At 64.2% G+C, this 14,428-nt stretch carries 13 protein-coding genes; 7 read left to right on the top strand and 6 right to left on the bottom strand.

The features are described 5' to 3' along the window. Positions 1-29 precede the first annotated feature (29 nt). From rpsM to rplQ, 5 genes are all read left to right on the top strand, one after another. Positions 30-398 carry a 30S ribosomal protein S13 gene (gene rpsM, locus M2343_RS14435; RefSeq protein ID WP_181558379.1) on the top strand — a complete coding sequence of 123 codons (369 nt, stop codon included), beginning with the start codon at positions 30-32 and terminating at the stop codon, positions 396-398. Between the two features lie 488 nt (positions 399-886). Then, complete coding sequence (rpsK, locus tag M2343_RS14440; RefSeq protein WP_014077853.1) at positions 887-1,276, top strand: 30S ribosomal protein S11; 390 nt, start codon at positions 887-889, stop codon at positions 1,274-1,276. A gap of 128 nt (positions 1,277-1,404) precedes the next feature. Then, positions 1,405-2,469 (top strand): DNA-directed RNA polymerase subunit alpha, encoded by a 1,065-nt coding sequence (locus M2343_RS14445; RefSeq protein ID WP_181558380.1) that lies wholly within the window; start codon positions 1,405-1,407, stop codon positions 2,467-2,469. Between the two features lie 175 nt (positions 2,470-2,644). Continuing rightward, positions 2,645-3,730: a radical SAM/SPASM domain-containing protein gene (locus M2343_RS14450; protein ID WP_264577179.1), complete on the top strand. Its 1,086-nt coding sequence runs from the start codon at positions 2,645-2,647 to the stop codon at positions 3,728-3,730. Between the two features lie 157 nt (positions 3,731-3,887). Continuing rightward, positions 3,888-4,313 carry a 50S ribosomal protein L17 gene (gene rplQ, locus M2343_RS14455; protein ID WP_264571794.1) on the top strand — a complete coding sequence of 142 codons (426 nt, stop codon included), beginning with the start codon at positions 3,888-3,890 and terminating at the stop codon, positions 4,311-4,313. 183 nt (positions 4,314-4,496) lie between these two features. On the opposite strand, the gene M2343_RS14460 is transcribed toward rplQ, so the two are convergent. From M2343_RS14460 to M2343_RS14485, 6 genes are all read right to left on the bottom strand, one after another. After that, on the bottom strand, positions 4,497-5,297 hold the full coding sequence (locus M2343_RS14460) for an IclR family transcriptional regulator (protein ID WP_264577180.1): 801 nt from the start codon (positions 5,295-5,297) through the stop codon (positions 4,497-4,499). A gap of 138 nt (positions 5,298-5,435) precedes the next feature. After that, positions 5,436-6,380 carry a hypothetical protein gene (locus M2343_RS14465; RefSeq protein ID WP_264577181.1) on the bottom strand — a complete coding sequence of 315 codons (945 nt, stop codon included), beginning with the start codon at positions 6,378-6,380 and terminating at the stop codon, positions 5,436-5,438. A gap of 86 nt (positions 6,381-6,466) precedes the next feature. Then, the gene (locus tag M2343_RS14470; protein WP_264577182.1) at positions 6,467-9,070 is read right to left on the bottom strand and encodes a TonB-dependent receptor; all 2,604 of its coding nucleotides are present in this window, start codon (positions 9,068-9,070) and stop codon (positions 6,467-6,469) included. Positions 9,071-9,314: 244 nt separating this feature from the next. Beyond that, entirely contained in the window at positions 9,315-10,850 is a 1,536-nt protein-coding gene (locus M2343_RS14475; protein ID WP_264577183.1) for a tannase/feruloyl esterase family alpha/beta hydrolase, read from the bottom strand. Positions 10,851-10,888: 38 nt separating this feature from the next. Continuing rightward, positions 10,889-11,377, bottom strand: a complete 489-nt coding sequence (locus M2343_RS14480; RefSeq protein WP_264571798.1) for a DUF3237 domain-containing protein — start codon at positions 11,375-11,377, stop codon at positions 10,889-10,891. A gap of 16 nt (positions 11,378-11,393) precedes the next feature. Beyond that, positions 11,394-13,001: a carboxylesterase/lipase family protein gene (locus M2343_RS14485; protein WP_264577184.1), complete on the bottom strand. Its 1,608-nt coding sequence runs from the start codon at positions 12,999-13,001 to the stop codon at positions 11,394-11,396. 408 nt (positions 13,002-13,409) lie between these two features. Between M2343_RS14485 and M2343_RS14490 the strand changes: the two genes are divergently transcribed. Continuing rightward, positions 13,410-13,886, top strand: coding sequence for a nuclear transport factor 2 family protein (locus M2343_RS14490; RefSeq protein WP_264577185.1), 477 nt, complete (start codon positions 13,410-13,412; stop codon positions 13,884-13,886). A 59-nt stretch (positions 13,887-13,945) separates the two neighbouring features. Continuing rightward, positions 13,946-14,425 carry a nuclear transport factor 2 family protein gene (locus M2343_RS14495; protein WP_181558389.1) on the top strand — a complete coding sequence of 160 codons (480 nt, stop codon included), beginning with the start codon at positions 13,946-13,948 and terminating at the stop codon, positions 14,423-14,425. Positions 14,426-14,428 lie beyond the last annotated feature (3 nt).

Genomic DNA, 14,428 nt, shown 5'->3' on the forward strand with positions numbered 1-14,428 from the left:
CCAGAGCATCCTGTGGAGCAGGAGGATATATGGCACGTATTGCGGGGGTCAACATCCCGACCAACAAGCGCGTGATCATCGCGCTGACCTACATCCATGGCATCGGTCCCCGGACCGCCGTGGGCATCGCCGACAAGCTCGGCATCGATCACAGCCGCCGGGTTCAGGACCTGACCGACGCGGAAGTGCTGCAGATCCGTGAGACGATCGACGCCGACTTGACGGTCGAGGGCGATCTGCGTCGCGAAACCGCGATGAACATTAAGCGCCTGATGGATCTGGCCTGCTATCGCGGCCTGCGTCATCGCAAGGGCCTGCCGGTCCGTGGCCAGCGCACGCATACCAATGCGCGCACCCGCAAGGGCAAGGCCAAGCCGATCGCCGGCAAGAAGAAGTAACGCAAAGCCGGATGGCGATGCTGGCATGGCTGCGGCCATGCCATCGCGAGCCGCCCGGCGCCGGAGCGATCCGGCTTCTTCTGTTCCGCCGGGCGCATGTGCTGAAACATCGCATCCGCACCCGCCAGAACAGTCCGGACCAGACGTCCCCGCCGTAGCAGGCCCGCCCAATGGGGGCGCGCCGGACCCGGCAAGGCCCGCAAGGCCAGGGGCGTGCAGGGGCAAGGCGAGACCACCGGACCATCCGGTTCCTCGCTCTCCGCCCCGGCAGCGTGCTAGCGCTCAGGTCTTGGTCCCGCATGGGATCGCCTCTTCCCACGGGCCTGCCGATCACTCGGCGCCCGAGGCGGGATGGGTGATCGACATGGGGACCGGCAAAGGGACGATGCTCCCGGCGCGGACAGGCATGGCAGGGTGTGTGCGACGCAGGAATTGCGAAACAGGCGCAGGCACCGGTTCAACCAGTTTCGAGTAGGAAAGTTAGTCAGATGGCACGGGAACCCCAGCGGCTTCGCAGGCGCGAGCGCAAGAATATCTCGGCAGGCGTCGCGCATGTGAACGCCAGCTTCAACAACACCATGATCACCATCACCGATGCGCAGGGCAATGCGATCAGCTGGTCCAGCGCCGGCATGATGGGCTTCAAGGGCAGCCGCAAGTCGACGCCTTATGCCGCGCAGGTCTGCGCCGAAGACGCCGGCCGCAAGGCCGCCGAGCATGGCGTGCGCACCCTTGAGGTGGAAGTCAAAGGCCCCGGTTCGGGCCGCGAATCGGCTCTGCGCGCGCTGCAGGCCGTCGGTTTTACCATCACGTCCATCCGTGACGTCACGCCGATCCCGCACAATGGCGTGCGGCCGAGCAAGCGCCGCCGCGTCTGATTCGGCCCGACGAGCAGGGCGGGGGTTTCTTTGCGGAAACCCCATCCCTGCCCGACCATTCCTTCTAAGGCCGGGGCCGGATCGCAGCTGCACTCCACCGTCCTCCGCCCAACTCCCAGGGGAAATACATGACTGTCAACATCCGGAACTGGCAGGAATTGAAGAAGCCCAATGGCCTCGAGATCAAGGCCGGGGGCGACCCGAAACGCCGCGCGACCTTCGTCGCCGAGCCGCTTGAGCGCGGCTTTGGCCTGACGCTGGGCAACGCGCTTCGCCGCGTGTTGCTCTCCTCGTTGCAGGGTGCCGCCGTCACCGCGATCAAGATCGAGAACGTGCTTCACGAATTCTCGAGCCTCGCCGGTGTGCGCGAAGACGTGACCGACATCGTGCTCAACGTGAAGCAGATCGCGCTCAAGATGGAGGGCGAAGGCCCCCGCCGTCTTCAGCTCAGCGCCACCGGGCCCACGACCGTCACCGCCGGTGACATCGTGGTGACCGGCGACATGGCCGTGATGAACAGCGATCTGGTGATCTGCCATCTGGACGAAGGCGCCAGCTTCAACATGGAGCTGACCGTCGACACCGGAAAGGGCTATGTGCCTGCCGTGAACAACCGCCCGGCCGATGCGCCGATCGGCCTCATCCCGGTGGATGCGCTCTACTCGCCCGTGCGCCAGGTGGCGTACAAGGTCGAGAACGCCCGTATCGGCCAGGAGCTGGACTATGACCGGCTCAACCTGACGGTTGAGACGGACGGCACCGTCAGCCCCGAGGACGCAGTGGCCTATGCCGCGCGCATCCTGCAGGACCAGCTGCAGCTCTTCGTCCACTTCGAGGATGCGCTGCCGACCGCCGGCCCGAGCACGGGTGCAGGCGCCGGTGCCGCCGCTGACGAAGGCGAGGGCGATGCAAACCAGATCAACCGCTATCTGCTCAAGAAGGTGGACGAGCTGGAGCTCAGCGTGCGCAGCGCCAACTGTCTCAAGAACGATAACATCATCTACATCGGCGACCTCGTCCAAAAGACCGAGGCCGAGATGCTCCGCACGCCGAACTTCGGCCGCAAGAGCCTCAACGAGATCAAGGAAGTGCTCTCCAGCATGGGCCTGCGCCTCGGGATGGACATCCCGGGCTGGCCGCCGGAGAACATCGAAGAGATCGCCAAGAAGCTCGAGCAGGAACTGCTGGGCTAACAGTATCGGGTCAAAGCGTATCTTTGACCCGGTTCAGCTTGGATAATGAGAAGGGCCCCTGCCGCAAGGTGGGGGCTTTTTCTATGTAGGTGCAACGCAAATGTTATTTTGAATATACAACGTTTATAAATTTCAATGATATTTGCATACTTCACCAGCGAATCTGTGAGACCCTGTGCAAATTGGAACATTGAGCCGGCTTGGCGCCAAAGCGTTGCGTAGAAGCTTTACCGAAGCATTGTTTTTTCGATCGCGCATTAATTTCACGCGCCCGTCAGACATCAAAGCGACATTGACCGAGCGATGCAATTATCGGTGCGTCTATTGTGCGCACTGGCGGCAGAAACATTACACGGACGAAATGCCGCTGGAGGCTTGGAAGCACGCTCTTCGGTCGTTGAAGGATTTCACACCCGGCTGTGCGGTCCAATTTATCGGCGGCGAGCCGATGATCGTCCCGTGGTTTTTCGATTTGGTTTCATTTTGTCACGAGGAAAGAATCGACTGGGGCGTCATCACGAATGGCTCCAGCCTCAGCGAAGCCCGGGTACAGGATATCGTCGCCGCAAAGCCTCTCAACATTGATGTCTCGATAGATAGCGCCCTTTCGGCCGAACATGATTCCTTACGAGGGGTAGCAGGATCATTGGGAAAAGTGCGTGCGGGCGTCGAGCGGCTGGTCGCTGAGAGGACGCGGACGCACAGCCGGTTCCTCATCCGGCTGAAACCGACGGTTACCAGGCAAACGATGACCTCGTTGCCAAACTTGGTAGATTGGGCCGAAACGCAAGTTGGCGTGTTTGTCGACTTTTCCCCGGTACGTCTCTGGCGCCAGTCTGATGTCCAAGCACTTTATCCGGCCACCCCGGAAGAATTACGTCAACTAGAGGCGGTGGTCGGCATCCTGATTAGGCGCAAAGTCGCCGGTGCACCGATTGAAACGAGCGCAGACAAGCTGTTGGCGATGATTGATCATTTCTCGGGTCGTCCGAACAGTCACGGTGTTGGTCGATGTAGGGTGGGACTACGTAGCCTCGACATTCGCCCGAACGGCGATGTCATCCATTGCTGGAACTTCAATCGGATCGGAAATGTCCGCGAAGCTTCGATTGCAGATATCTGGGAGAGCGCCGAGAGGCGGGCCATGATCGAGCAAACCGTCGCGTGCGATCTCTTCAAGACGACATGTAGCACCTCCTGTCATGCTCACAGGACCTTGCGTCAGGAGATTGCGCGCGGGATTCGCTATTTGCGCAGCTGACGCACAGAATGCTTTCCCTTGACTCTTCGCCCCCAACCCGCTTTAGGGCGGCGCTTCAAGTCCTTCTTGCAGGAGGCCGGGTTTTGGCGGTGCCCGTTATGCATCGCCTGGTACGGGGTGCCTTGCACGGCCCCATAACGAACGAAGGACTGGACTCATGCGTCACAGATATGGCGGCCGCAAGCTGCAGCGTACTTCCGCTCACCGCACCGCGATGTTCCGCAACATGGCGGCCGCGCTCATCAAGCACGAGCAGATCAAGACCACGCTGCCCAAGGCCAAGGAACTGCGCCCCTATGTCGAGAAGCTGATCACGCTCGCCAAGCGTGGTGGCCTTTCCAACCGTCGTCTGGCGCATGCCCGCCTGCTCGATGACACGCAGCTCACCAAGCTGTTCGACGTGCTGGCCGAGCGCTACAAGGATCGCGCTGGCGGCTACACCCGCATCATCAAGGCGGACATCCGCGCGTCGGACGCCGTGCAGATGGCGATCATCGAGCTGGTCGACCGCGACGAGAGCGCCAAGGGCCAGGACAGCGGCCCGGTGCAGACCGCCGATGAGGACGAGCTGGAAGCCGCCTGAGGCCTGCACAGCCCGGCCTGACCGGACAAAGTATTTAAAAGGCCCCGCTGGCACGACCGGCGGGGCTTTTTTTGCTGTCTGCTGACAGGAAGCCGGAGGAGACGTCGAACCCGACGATGCCGTGAGCGCGCGGGGCCGCATTCCCCCCCCCGCAGCGAAGCCTCTCCGTCATGTCCCTATCGATCAGAGGCTCTTGCGCTGTCGGCTTCCGCCATGGCCGAGCGCCGCGCTCATGCCGCGCGCGGCCTTGATCACGGCCGCGCTGAGGCTGGGCTGCATCTCGGCATCGTAACGCACGGCGGGAATGGCGACGCCAAGGCTGCCGAAGATCTGGCCGCGCGCATTGAATACCGGCGCCGCCGTGCCATTGGTGCCGAGCGCGCTGGGGCTGGTCGCCACGAAGCAGCCCTGCTTGCGCACCCGCTCATTCTCGGTCTGCAGCAGTTCGTAGGTCATCGGCGGCGTGCCCGCCTCCAGCGGTGGCCCCTGCCGTTCGATGGCGATGCGCACATCGGCCTCGTCCAGCCAGGGCAGCATCGCGCGGCCGAGCGCGCCCCAGACGAGCGCGCGGGTCTTGTAGGTCTCCACGACATATTGCAGCGGGTGGAGCGCGTTGATCGTCTCGATGATCGAACAGCTATGCTCGTTCGGCAAATAGAGCGCGAAGGCGCAGGTCTCCTGAAACGCATCCGACAGGTCGGCGAGGAACGGCCTCGCGATGGCGCCATAATCGAATTGCGCGGCGACTATGGAGGAGAGGCGCACCAACTCGCGGCCGACGCGATAGCTGCCATGGCTCGACTTCTCGACAAAGTTCATCGCGCCCAGCGACTGCAGCAGGCGATAGGCGGTGCTGGTCGGGATGCCGACATCTTCGGCGAGATCGCGCGGGGTGAACTCGCCATGTTCGGCGACCGACTTGAGCGCTCGCAGCGCGCGCTCGATCGCGCCGGTCATTTCGGGAGCTTCACTGGCCTTTGCCATCACCACGCATCCTTCTTGCCGCGCCGGCCGTTTCCCGCCCGCTCCGCGCAGCCCAGCTTCGCAGGCTCTTAGGGAGTGGGCGGTAAATTCGCAATCACCGGACCCCGGTCGCGCGCAATGCCAATGTGCGGCGCGGCTTCAGGGGAAGTTCTTGCGTTGGACCGTCCAGCGCGGATCGGTGCAGAGCGTGCAATCCGCGCCGACGAACCAGCGCGCGGCGCGCGGGTCGCCCTTGAGCTGCCAGTCCAGCCAGGCCAGCGCCACCGTGCCATAAGCCCCGCCGTTTTTGAGCAGGAAGGTGCCGGAATGAGCGACATCCTTGCGCACCGCGAGCATCGCGGGGATGCCGCTGATGCGCGAGAAGTCGTCCGTGCCGTTGGGCAGGGCGCTGTCCTTCTCGCCATGAATATAGGCAATCGTGCCGTGGATCGTATCGAGCGATTTCTTGGTGATCTCGGGCGCGCCGGGCAGGCCGCCGGTGCCGATGTTCCACACGCCGCCATTGAGCATCAGCGTGGTCGTGACGCGCGGATCGGTGGAGGACATCGCCAGCGCCTGCAGCGTGCCGCAGCTATGGCCGGAAACACCGATCTTGCTGGTATCGAGCCGGCCCTTGAGCGGGCTGCCATCCTTGCTGTTCTGCGCCACTGCCCAGTCGATCGCCGCCTTCATCTCGTGCGGCAGCGTGCCGGTGGGGCCATCGAGCGGCGGCGGCGTTTCCGGCATGCCGAATTCGCGCGGCCAGCGCCCGAAATTATTCTCCTCGCCCTTGGGGCCGATCTTGCCCAGCGCCACGACGAGATAGCCATGCGCGGCAATATGATCGAGCATGTAGCGATAGGCATTGCCCTTGTCCGCGCAGCCGCCATTGGCCCAGATGAAGATGGGGAGCTTCTTGTCGCCAAGCGTGGCCAGATTGGCCGGCTGATAGACGGTGTGATGATCGAGGCCGTCAATCTCATCGGTCATCGTCACCCGATAGGGGCCGGCTCCGCCGCTGGTGGAGGTGGTCGCTGGGGCCGCCGTGGCCAGCGCCGCGCCGAGTGCGAGGGATATCAGGGCCTTGCTGCTGCTGTTCAACATTGCTGCCTCTCCGGCTTCATCGGGGTTTGAGAAATGGCCGGGGCGGCGGCGGGAGGATGGCCAACCCGCCGCCGCCTGCCGGTTCGTCAGAAGGTGCGCTTGAGCGACAGCGACCACTCGCGCGGCATGCCGGGATTGGCAGCCACGGTGCCCGAATTGTTGTTGGGGCCGATGCCAGTCCAGTACAGCTTGTTGGTGATGTTGGTCACCTGCAGGGCAAGCTGCCAGTCATCATCCGCCGAGTTCCAGGCGATGCGGCCGTTGAGCAGACCGTAGGACGGCAGATAGGACAGCACGTTGTTCTGCACCGTCAGGGTCTGCTGCCGCGAACGCCAGCTCCAGTCGAGACGCGGCGTGATCGATCCGGCGGAGCCGATATCGAACTTGTACTGCGCGCCGACGCTGATCTGCCGCTTGGGCGCATAGGGCAGCGTCATGCCGTAACGCAGGCCGGCGCCCAGACCGCCCGACGGTGCCGTGCAGGTCGTCGGCGTGAGGGCCGGCGAACAGCCCGACAGCTGGTCATATTTGAAGTCCAGCAACGCCGCCGAGGCATCGATGAGCAGATTGTCGACCGGCTCGAGCGACAGTTCGGCTTCCAGACCCTTGAGCGTCGCCTTGCCCGCGTTGACGAAGTAGGAGCAGGTCAGGTCGTTGGGCGAAATCGGGCAGCCCGCATTCGGTGCGGTCGTCACGCGGGAGAAGACGCTCGCGATGAAGTCCGAATATTTGTTGACGAATGCCGAGACGTTCAGCTGCGCGCGCCGATCAAAGAACCGCGACTTGAAGCCGATTTCATACGCCTTGAGGTTCTCGGGATCGAACGGAACCGCCTGCGCCGGTGTATAAGGACGGGGATTGATGCCGCCACCCTTGAAGCCGGTGGCGACGCTTGCGTAGGTCATGATATCCGGCGTCCACTGATATTGCAGCACGGCGCGCCAATCGACATTGTTGCCCTTGTAATCGCCCTCAGCGCCATTCAGTCCGCAGAAGGCAACGTGGACGACGCCATAGTTCACGCCATTGACCGTGCAGGGGAAATAAGGCGCCGGGTTACCGGCCTGCACGCCCGGACGACCGCCCCGGAAGAAGCGGAACGTCTTTTCCTCCTCGGAATAGCGGATGCCGCCGTTCAGCTCGAGCTTGTCGGTGATCCGCCAGGAGGCATTGGCAAAGGCCGCCCAGTTGGTGGCGGGGATTTCGTCATATTCGGTGAAGATCAACAGACCCTGGTTGATCGTGCCGCGATAGGTGCCGAAGCGATTGATGTAGAAGCCGCCCACGACCAGATCGACCTTGTTGTCGAACAGGCTGGAGGCAAGGCGTAGTTCCTGGCTGAACTGCCAGTTGGTCGCTTCATAATCGATCAGCGCGTTGCTGAGCGGTGTGGCATCGAAATCCTGCACCCAGTTGGCCGTGAAGCTGCGATAGGCTGTGATCGAGGTCAGCTTGAGATTGTCAGAGAAGCTGTAATCGATGTTGCCGCTGACGCCCCAGCCATTCACGCGGCTCTGCGACTTGAAGCAATAGGGAGGGGAGCCATCCACCGGCTGCGCATCGCAGTAGGTGGAGTAATTGACATAGGGGCTCTTGGTGAAGCTGTCCCCCGCCACGCCCCAGGGCGAATAGGGTACGAACGGCGAGGTGCCGGTCGTGGGATTCCACAGATTGAGGCCGTTTGTGGGGGCCGTGGAATACATGGGGTAGTTGCGGCTGAGGTTCAGCCCCGTCGTGCCCGGCGTGTAGCTGGTCGCGTTGGCCGTGCCGACGAAGATCAGCGTCTGCGGTGCGGCCTCCGAATCGTCGCGGGTAATGTCGCCACTGATGTTGATTTCCAGATCTTCGGTCGGCACCCAGCGCAGGGAGCCGCGCGCCGCGACATAAGATTTCCCGCCTTCGGTGCCGAGCTGGCAATCGCGCCCGTCGGTCTGGGAGGGAATGTTGTAGACCGCGTCCAGTTGCGGATGGGTACATGCGAAGTCATAGACCTTCACATAACCGTCCTGATTGCGCGACACGCCCGAGATGCGGGCGAACAGACGATCCGGCACGATGGTGAAGTTGGCGGCAGCGCGTACATCCACGCGATTGAGGCTGCCGACAGTCGCTTCCACGAAGCCGCCGTCATTGCCATCCGGCTTCTTGGTGTAGAGCTTGATGGCGCCACCGATGGAGTTCATGCCCGCCAGTGTGCCCTGCGGCCCGCGCAGCACTTCGACCCGCTCCAGATCGAGCAGATCGAGCACCGATCCGGTGAGGGTCGAATAATAGACGTCGTTCACATACACGCCCACGCCCGGCTCGAAGGCGAGGCTGAAGTCGGCCTGGCCGATGCCGCGAATATGGGCCTGCAATGACGGGCCCTGCGGATTGCTCTCGCGCAGGTTCACGTTCGGCGCTTTGGTGGCGATCTCGGTGATGCTGGTCTGGCCGCGTGCCTCAAGCTGCTGCGCGCTCAGCGCGGTGATGGCGATCGGCGTCGACTGCACGTTCTGCGAGCGGAACTGGGCGGTGACGATGATGTCTTCCGTCTTGCCGCCCTCTTGCGGGGCCGCATCCGTCTGTGCGGCGGCCGCGGTGGCGAACAGGCTGGCGGGCACGCACAATGCGGCGGCCAGGGTGATGCGTGATATGCCACCGAGGCGGACATGGCCACGCGCGCGTCCTTTCAGAAACTCGGAAATCATTGGCTCTCTCCCTCAACTCGAATTTTGAAAAAATCGGCTGTCTGGACTCAGAATTTTGTCTTTTTACGTCGTCTGAAAACTGGCGTGGCCCGGTCGATGCGGTCTGGCTTCGTGCCTGTATCTGCGCGATTGCGTGAACCGGATCGGGCCCTGCTCCCCCTTCTTCCCCTCCTTCTTCAGTGTCTGGCGCGCACCCTCCGGCAGAGTCGCTCAGGCGACGAGCCATAGGGTGTCGCGAGTGTCGTTACGTGCCTCCCCGCGCATGGCTGTCGCAGCGCAGATCGGCGCCTGGACCGGTCTCGGCGCCCTTGGAGTGTGATGCTTGTGCGGGCCAGGCGCAGAGCGGGCGGGCCGTCGTCACGGTCCCGTCCGCGTCCGCATGCCGGGCGAGGATCGCGCCGGGCGCGGTGCCCTGCTCCACCCATGCCACCAGCGCCGCGAGCAGGTCGCTCTCGGGCTTGCCGGTCGCGCTGCGGTCTTCCGATCCGCCGAAGCGGTCCGTGCCGGCCCCGCCCCGGCAGTGCTGCATGCCCGGGACCATGTAGAGCCGGGCGAAGGCGTCGCGGTCCTGCTCCGCCTCTGCGCCCATGCGCGCGAAGAGATCGAGCGTGGAGAGTGGCTGCACGGATGCATCGGCCCAGCCATGATAGAGGATCAGCTTGCCCCCGCGCGCCGCGAAGGCCCGCATGTCCGCGCTGCGGGCATCCATGGTCGCGAAGCTTTTCCGGGCGGCCGCGAGATCGGCGGCAAGATCGAAGCTGGCCGGGTCCCAGCCGGCGTCGCCCCGGCCTGCACTGTGACGCGCATGGCCGAACATCTGGACAGGCAGCGGTGGCAGGCCGCCGGGGCGGGCCGTGATGCCGGGCAGCAGACCGAAATCATGGGTCTTGCCGGTGCTGTCGGTAAGCGGGGCGACGATGTTCGCGATGGTTTTGACCGTGGCGGGCGCAAGGCAGTCTGTAGATTGGCCGGGCTTGCAGGCGAGCTCCTCGACGCGGAAAGCGCAGCTGCGCGGATCGCCGATAATGCCATCGACCGCGCCGTCATTCGCATCGCAGCGCGCAATGGCGCGGCGGGAGACCAGATCCCAGTCCGCCGCGCTGATCGCGACGCCGTCGTTCTGCGTCTGGGCCAGATGCACATGCAGCAGCCGGGCGGCGAGCAGGGGCACGTCCAGACCCGGCGCGCCGATGAGCGCGCCGTCATAATCGCCGGGGTAGAGCTGTAGCTCGCGCAGGCCCTGCCGTCCCCCGCCGGAGCAGCCGAGAAAATAGGCGTGCGCGGCCGGCGCGCCGTAAAAGCCATCGATGATCGCCTTGGAGACCTGTGTCAGCCGGTGATAGGCGATATGGGCATAGGTTTCCGATTTGCGGGCATCGTCGATCCAGCGCTCGCCCTGGCGATGGCCGGTATCGCTGGAGGCAGCGGCAAAGCCCTGCTCCACGCCGCGCGCCATATCGGCATAATTATAATAGCCGGCCTCGCCGCCGACGCCGGTGCCGAGGAAGCGCCGATTCCAGTCGCGGGGAAGCCAGAGCTCGAAGCCGATGTCGCCGTCGATCATGCCGGCCAATCGGCAGAAGTCCGCTCGCACCGCTTCGCCTTTCGGCGATGTCGGCGAGGTGGGACTCTGCCAGTGCGAAGCGGGCGCCACCGTTTCGAGTGTGGTGAGCGTCACGTTGGCGGGCAGGAGGGCGCGGGCCGCTGCGCAGCGATCGGCAAAGGCCGGCGTTCCATTGGCGGCGAGCGCAACGGAGGCGCTGCCGAGCAGGCCCGCCAAAGCGAGGGTCTTGAAAGCTGTGAGGGATCGCGCCGCGATCACAGCACCGCCCAGTAGGAGAACACCGCGCGGTCGGCGCGGCGATCGATCTTGCCCACGAACATCGTGCGGCAGAGCCAGTCATGCGGGCCTTCCGGCGCATCGAACACCGGGCTGGCGCCGGCATAATAGTCCGCCGGGTCGACGGCCTCGTAATTCTGGAGCCGGGCCAGCACATCCTTGTTGCCATGCCGCACGCCGCGGTTCTGCAGCTCGATGATCGTGCCGTCATCCGCCTGGATCAGATAGCGCGCCTCGAACTTGACGGTGTGGTCGGTGCGGATGGTCGGCCAGTCGCCGCCGCTGTGCGGGACGACGATCCCATTCAGGCGCGGGCCGCGTACGATGCCGCTTTCCACGCCCACAAAGCCGCGCTCGGCACCCCAGAAGGTGGGGCCGTAGCGATAGCGCTTGGTCAGCTCGATCTCGATCTCGAAGGCGAAATCGAGCGCGGGCGGCTGGCGCTCGGGCGTTAGCGATCTACTCATTAGCGGCCCCTCCTCATCAGCGTATCCAAGGCCCGGGCGGGCGCGGTTCGCGTTCGCCGAGCTGCTCGGAGCCGAAGCGCGCCATGTAGCTGCGCTGCGCGGCCAGCGGATCGGATTCGAGCCGAACGGTCTTGCCGAAGCGCATCGTGGCCCGCAGCGAGGTTTCGTAGGGCAGCCACACCGGCATGTGCGGATTGTCCGGCCGGCCGGTCCGGGCGAAGGACGTCCATGCGCCGGACATGGCGGCACGCAGGGCATCGGCTTCGGGCGTCACCGTGCCGACGCCGGAATGTGCCTCGATATTGCCGAAGGTGAAGGCCAGCTCAATGCCATGGGGCGACACCCCGTGCAGACTGCCAATGTCAGTCGGCCAGTCGACCAGATAGAGATAGGCCGGTGCCCGCCCGAGCGCGGCCTTGCTTTCGGCCTGGATCGTCGCGTCGAGCAGATAGGACCGGTCGGTGGTCAGCCGTGCGAACAGCCGGGTGTTGCTATGGTCTGGGAACATGCCCCGCCAGGTCTCGATGGCCTTGGGCGCCTCGCCAGACGGGAAGAACCGCAGCGATTCCTCCAGCACCCGCGCATCGCTCATCGTGTCGTAGGAAGGCACATGGCCGAGGAATATCGTCGTTTCCTCGATCGTGGTGCCGAGCATCATCGGCACGTCGGCGCTGAGCAGCGGCGCGTGCGGCAGGAACGGGTGCTGGACCACGCTCAGCCCGTCCACGAAGGGACGGAACTGGCCGGTCTCGTTACGCACCTCGATGCCGGTGGCGGTCAGCGTGCGGGTCGGCACGTCCGCCAGCCGGCGCAGCCCGCCCTTGCGGATGCCCAGCTTGTGCAACAGGCGGTCGGCGCGGTCGAGCGAGATTTCTCGCGAGTCGAGCCGGATCCCGGGGCCGCTTTGCGAGATGGCGCGGTGGAACAGGCCCGAGGCCGACGGCATCGTCATCATCGCATTGATTTTGCGGCCGCCGCCCGAATGGCCGAAGATCATTACCCGGTCGGCATCGCCACCGAACTGGCCAATATTCTCGCGCACCCAGGCGAGGGCCAGCGCAATGTCGAGCGCGCCGGCATTGCCGGAGAGCGCATAGCGCTCATCACCCGCTTCCGAGAGATTGAGATAGCCATGGACGTTGAGGCGGTGGTTGATCGAGACCATCACGACGTCATGATTGCGCGCCAGCCAGGCGCCATTGCTGACGGGATCGTCCGAGCCACCGACTTCCCAGCCGCCGCCATGGACCCAGACCATCACCGGCTTGCTGCCGGTCAGCGAGCCGGTCCAGACATTGGCGACGAGGCAGTCTTCGGAATTCGTGGGCGTGTCGGGACCGCCGAGAAAGCCATGCTGCGGGCAGCGCGGCCCGTAGCGCGAGGCGTCGCGCACATCGCTCCAGGGCTTGCGTACGACAGGCGGGAGGAAACGTGCGGCGCCGCCCGTCGGCTCGCCATAGGGGATGCCCTTGAACGCATAAACGGCGCCCTCGGTGATGCCCTGCACCTTGCCGGCCGAGGTCGAAACAATGGGCCGTTCACCGACGGTGCCGATAGCGGCGAGCGAGGGCGCGGCGATCAATCCGACGCCAGCGCCGAGCAGGCCGCGCCGCGAGAAGGCCATGTGTGGACGCCGTGACGCGCCGCCTGCGCGCGCGGTGGAGCACGGATCGCTCATCGCATCGCCTTCCGCGCTCGGAAGGCGCGCTGAGACACGCGGATGCAGCCGGGATGCAGCATTGTCCTCTCCTGTGAACCAAGCTCCTGCCGCGACTCTTTCTTGAATCGTCTAGCAATCGTGAGATGAAACTTGCAAATTTGTTCATTCAGTGCAAGCTGGTTCCGTTCAATGAGAAAAAATTGCCGTTTCCCCTTTCGTTGCGGAGCGGTTGAGCGGGGAAATGCGGATCGCCGAGTCGGGCCAGAGGTCTGAACCAGGCGACCGCGCGGAGAGGGTGCGATTCGGTCCGGCGCGTGTGCGACGGCCGGCGACATCGGATCGGACGATCATGGGTCGGGAAGAGGTGAGAGGATGAAGATATCGCTAGTGCTGGGTGCCCTTGTGCTGGTGGGCGTGACCGCCGCGATCAGCTGGTGGCTCGGGATCAATCACGAGCGCAGGCGCGAGCAGGCCAATATCGAGATGGTGCTGGCAATGTGGGATGGCGTCATCAATCGCGCCGATCCCGATGCGGTGATGAAATATATCGATGAGGATTACATCCAGCATAATCCCAATGTGCGGCAGGGCCGCGAGGGGGTGCTGGAGCTGATCTCGCTGATCCGCAATCCGCCCCCCGCGATGATCCCGCCCGGCAAGAAGACGCTGAAGAAGGCCATCGCGCAGGGCGACTATGTGGTGGTGATCTGGACCCAGCCGCAGCCCGATCCGCACAATCCCGGCGAGACCTACTCCGGCGAAGCCTTCGACATGTTCCGCATCGCCAATGGCAAGGTGGTCGAGCATTGGGACGATACCCGCAAGGCGCTGACACCCTGGCGGCGCTAGGGGCTGACCCCAGTTCCGGCGCCCAAGACAAGATTTGAGACCTGAGGAGAGGAACGTTCATGGCCAGTTTCGCTGACGACCGCGCGGAAATCGAGGATCTGCAGGCGCGCTATCTGTTCGCGCTCGATTGGCAGGACCCGGATGGCTACGCCGGCACCTTCGCCGAGGAAGGCGTACTGGATTGGGCCGGTGGCATCGTGCGAGGGCGCGAGGCAATCCGCGAGGAATGCAAGGGCATGCGCACCTACTTCTCGGGGCGCGGCAAGGGCGAGGAGCCGACTCGCCCGCCGCGGCTGCGCCACTTCATCACCAACATCACCGTGAAGGTGGAAGGCGACAAGGCCTGGAGCCGCTCCTTCTGGTTCGAGATCGACAACGATACCCGCCTGCGCACGCCCTATGTGGGCGGCTATGGCCATTATGAAGATGAGTTGCGTCGCGTCGATGGCAAGTGGCTCTTCACCTTCCGCAAGATATGGAACGAGTGCATGGAGGACCGCGCCGCCGAATATGTGAACCCCGTCACGCAGATGGGTTGAGCA

The organism is Sphingobium sp. B8D3B, assembly GCF_025961875.1.
Taxonomy (GTDB): domain Bacteria; phylum Pseudomonadota; class Alphaproteobacteria; order Sphingomonadales; family Sphingomonadaceae; genus Sphingobium.

Coding starts and splice junctions, on each gene's coding strand:
- rplQ (WP_264571794.1), top strand. CDS start 3,888: ATGCGTCACAGATATGGCGGCCGCAAGCTGCAGCGTACTTCCGCTCAC.
- M2343_RS14485 (WP_264577184.1), bottom strand. CDS start 13,001: ATGGCCTTCTCGCGGCGCGGCCTGCTCGGCGCTGGCGTCGGATTGATC.
- M2343_RS14460 (WP_264577180.1), bottom strand. CDS start 5,297: ATGGCAAAGGCCAGTGAAGCTCCCGAAATGACCGGCGCGATCGAGCGC.
- M2343_RS14480 (WP_264571798.1), bottom strand. CDS start 11,377: ATGAGTAGATCGCTAACGCCCGAGCGCCAGCCGCCCGCGCTCGATTTC.
- rpsM (WP_181558379.1), top strand. CDS start 30: ATGGCACGTATTGCGGGGGTCAACATCCCGACCAACAAGCGCGTGATC.
- M2343_RS14495 (WP_181558389.1), top strand. CDS start 13,946: ATGGCCAGTTTCGCTGACGACCGCGCGGAAATCGAGGATCTGCAGGCG.
- M2343_RS14470 (WP_264577182.1), bottom strand. CDS start 9,070: ATGATTTCCGAGTTTCTGAAAGGACGCGCGCGTGGCCATGTCCGCCTC.
- rpsK (WP_014077853.1), top strand. CDS start 887: ATGGCACGGGAACCCCAGCGGCTTCGCAGGCGCGAGCGCAAGAATATC.
- M2343_RS14490 (WP_264577185.1), top strand. CDS start 13,410: ATGAAGATATCGCTAGTGCTGGGTGCCCTTGTGCTGGTGGGCGTGACC.
- M2343_RS14465 (WP_264577181.1), bottom strand. CDS start 6,380: ATGTTGAACAGCAGCAGCAAGGCCCTGATATCCCTCGCACTCGGCGCG.
- M2343_RS14445 (WP_181558380.1), top strand. CDS start 1,405: ATGACTGTCAACATCCGGAACTGGCAGGAATTGAAGAAGCCCAATGGC.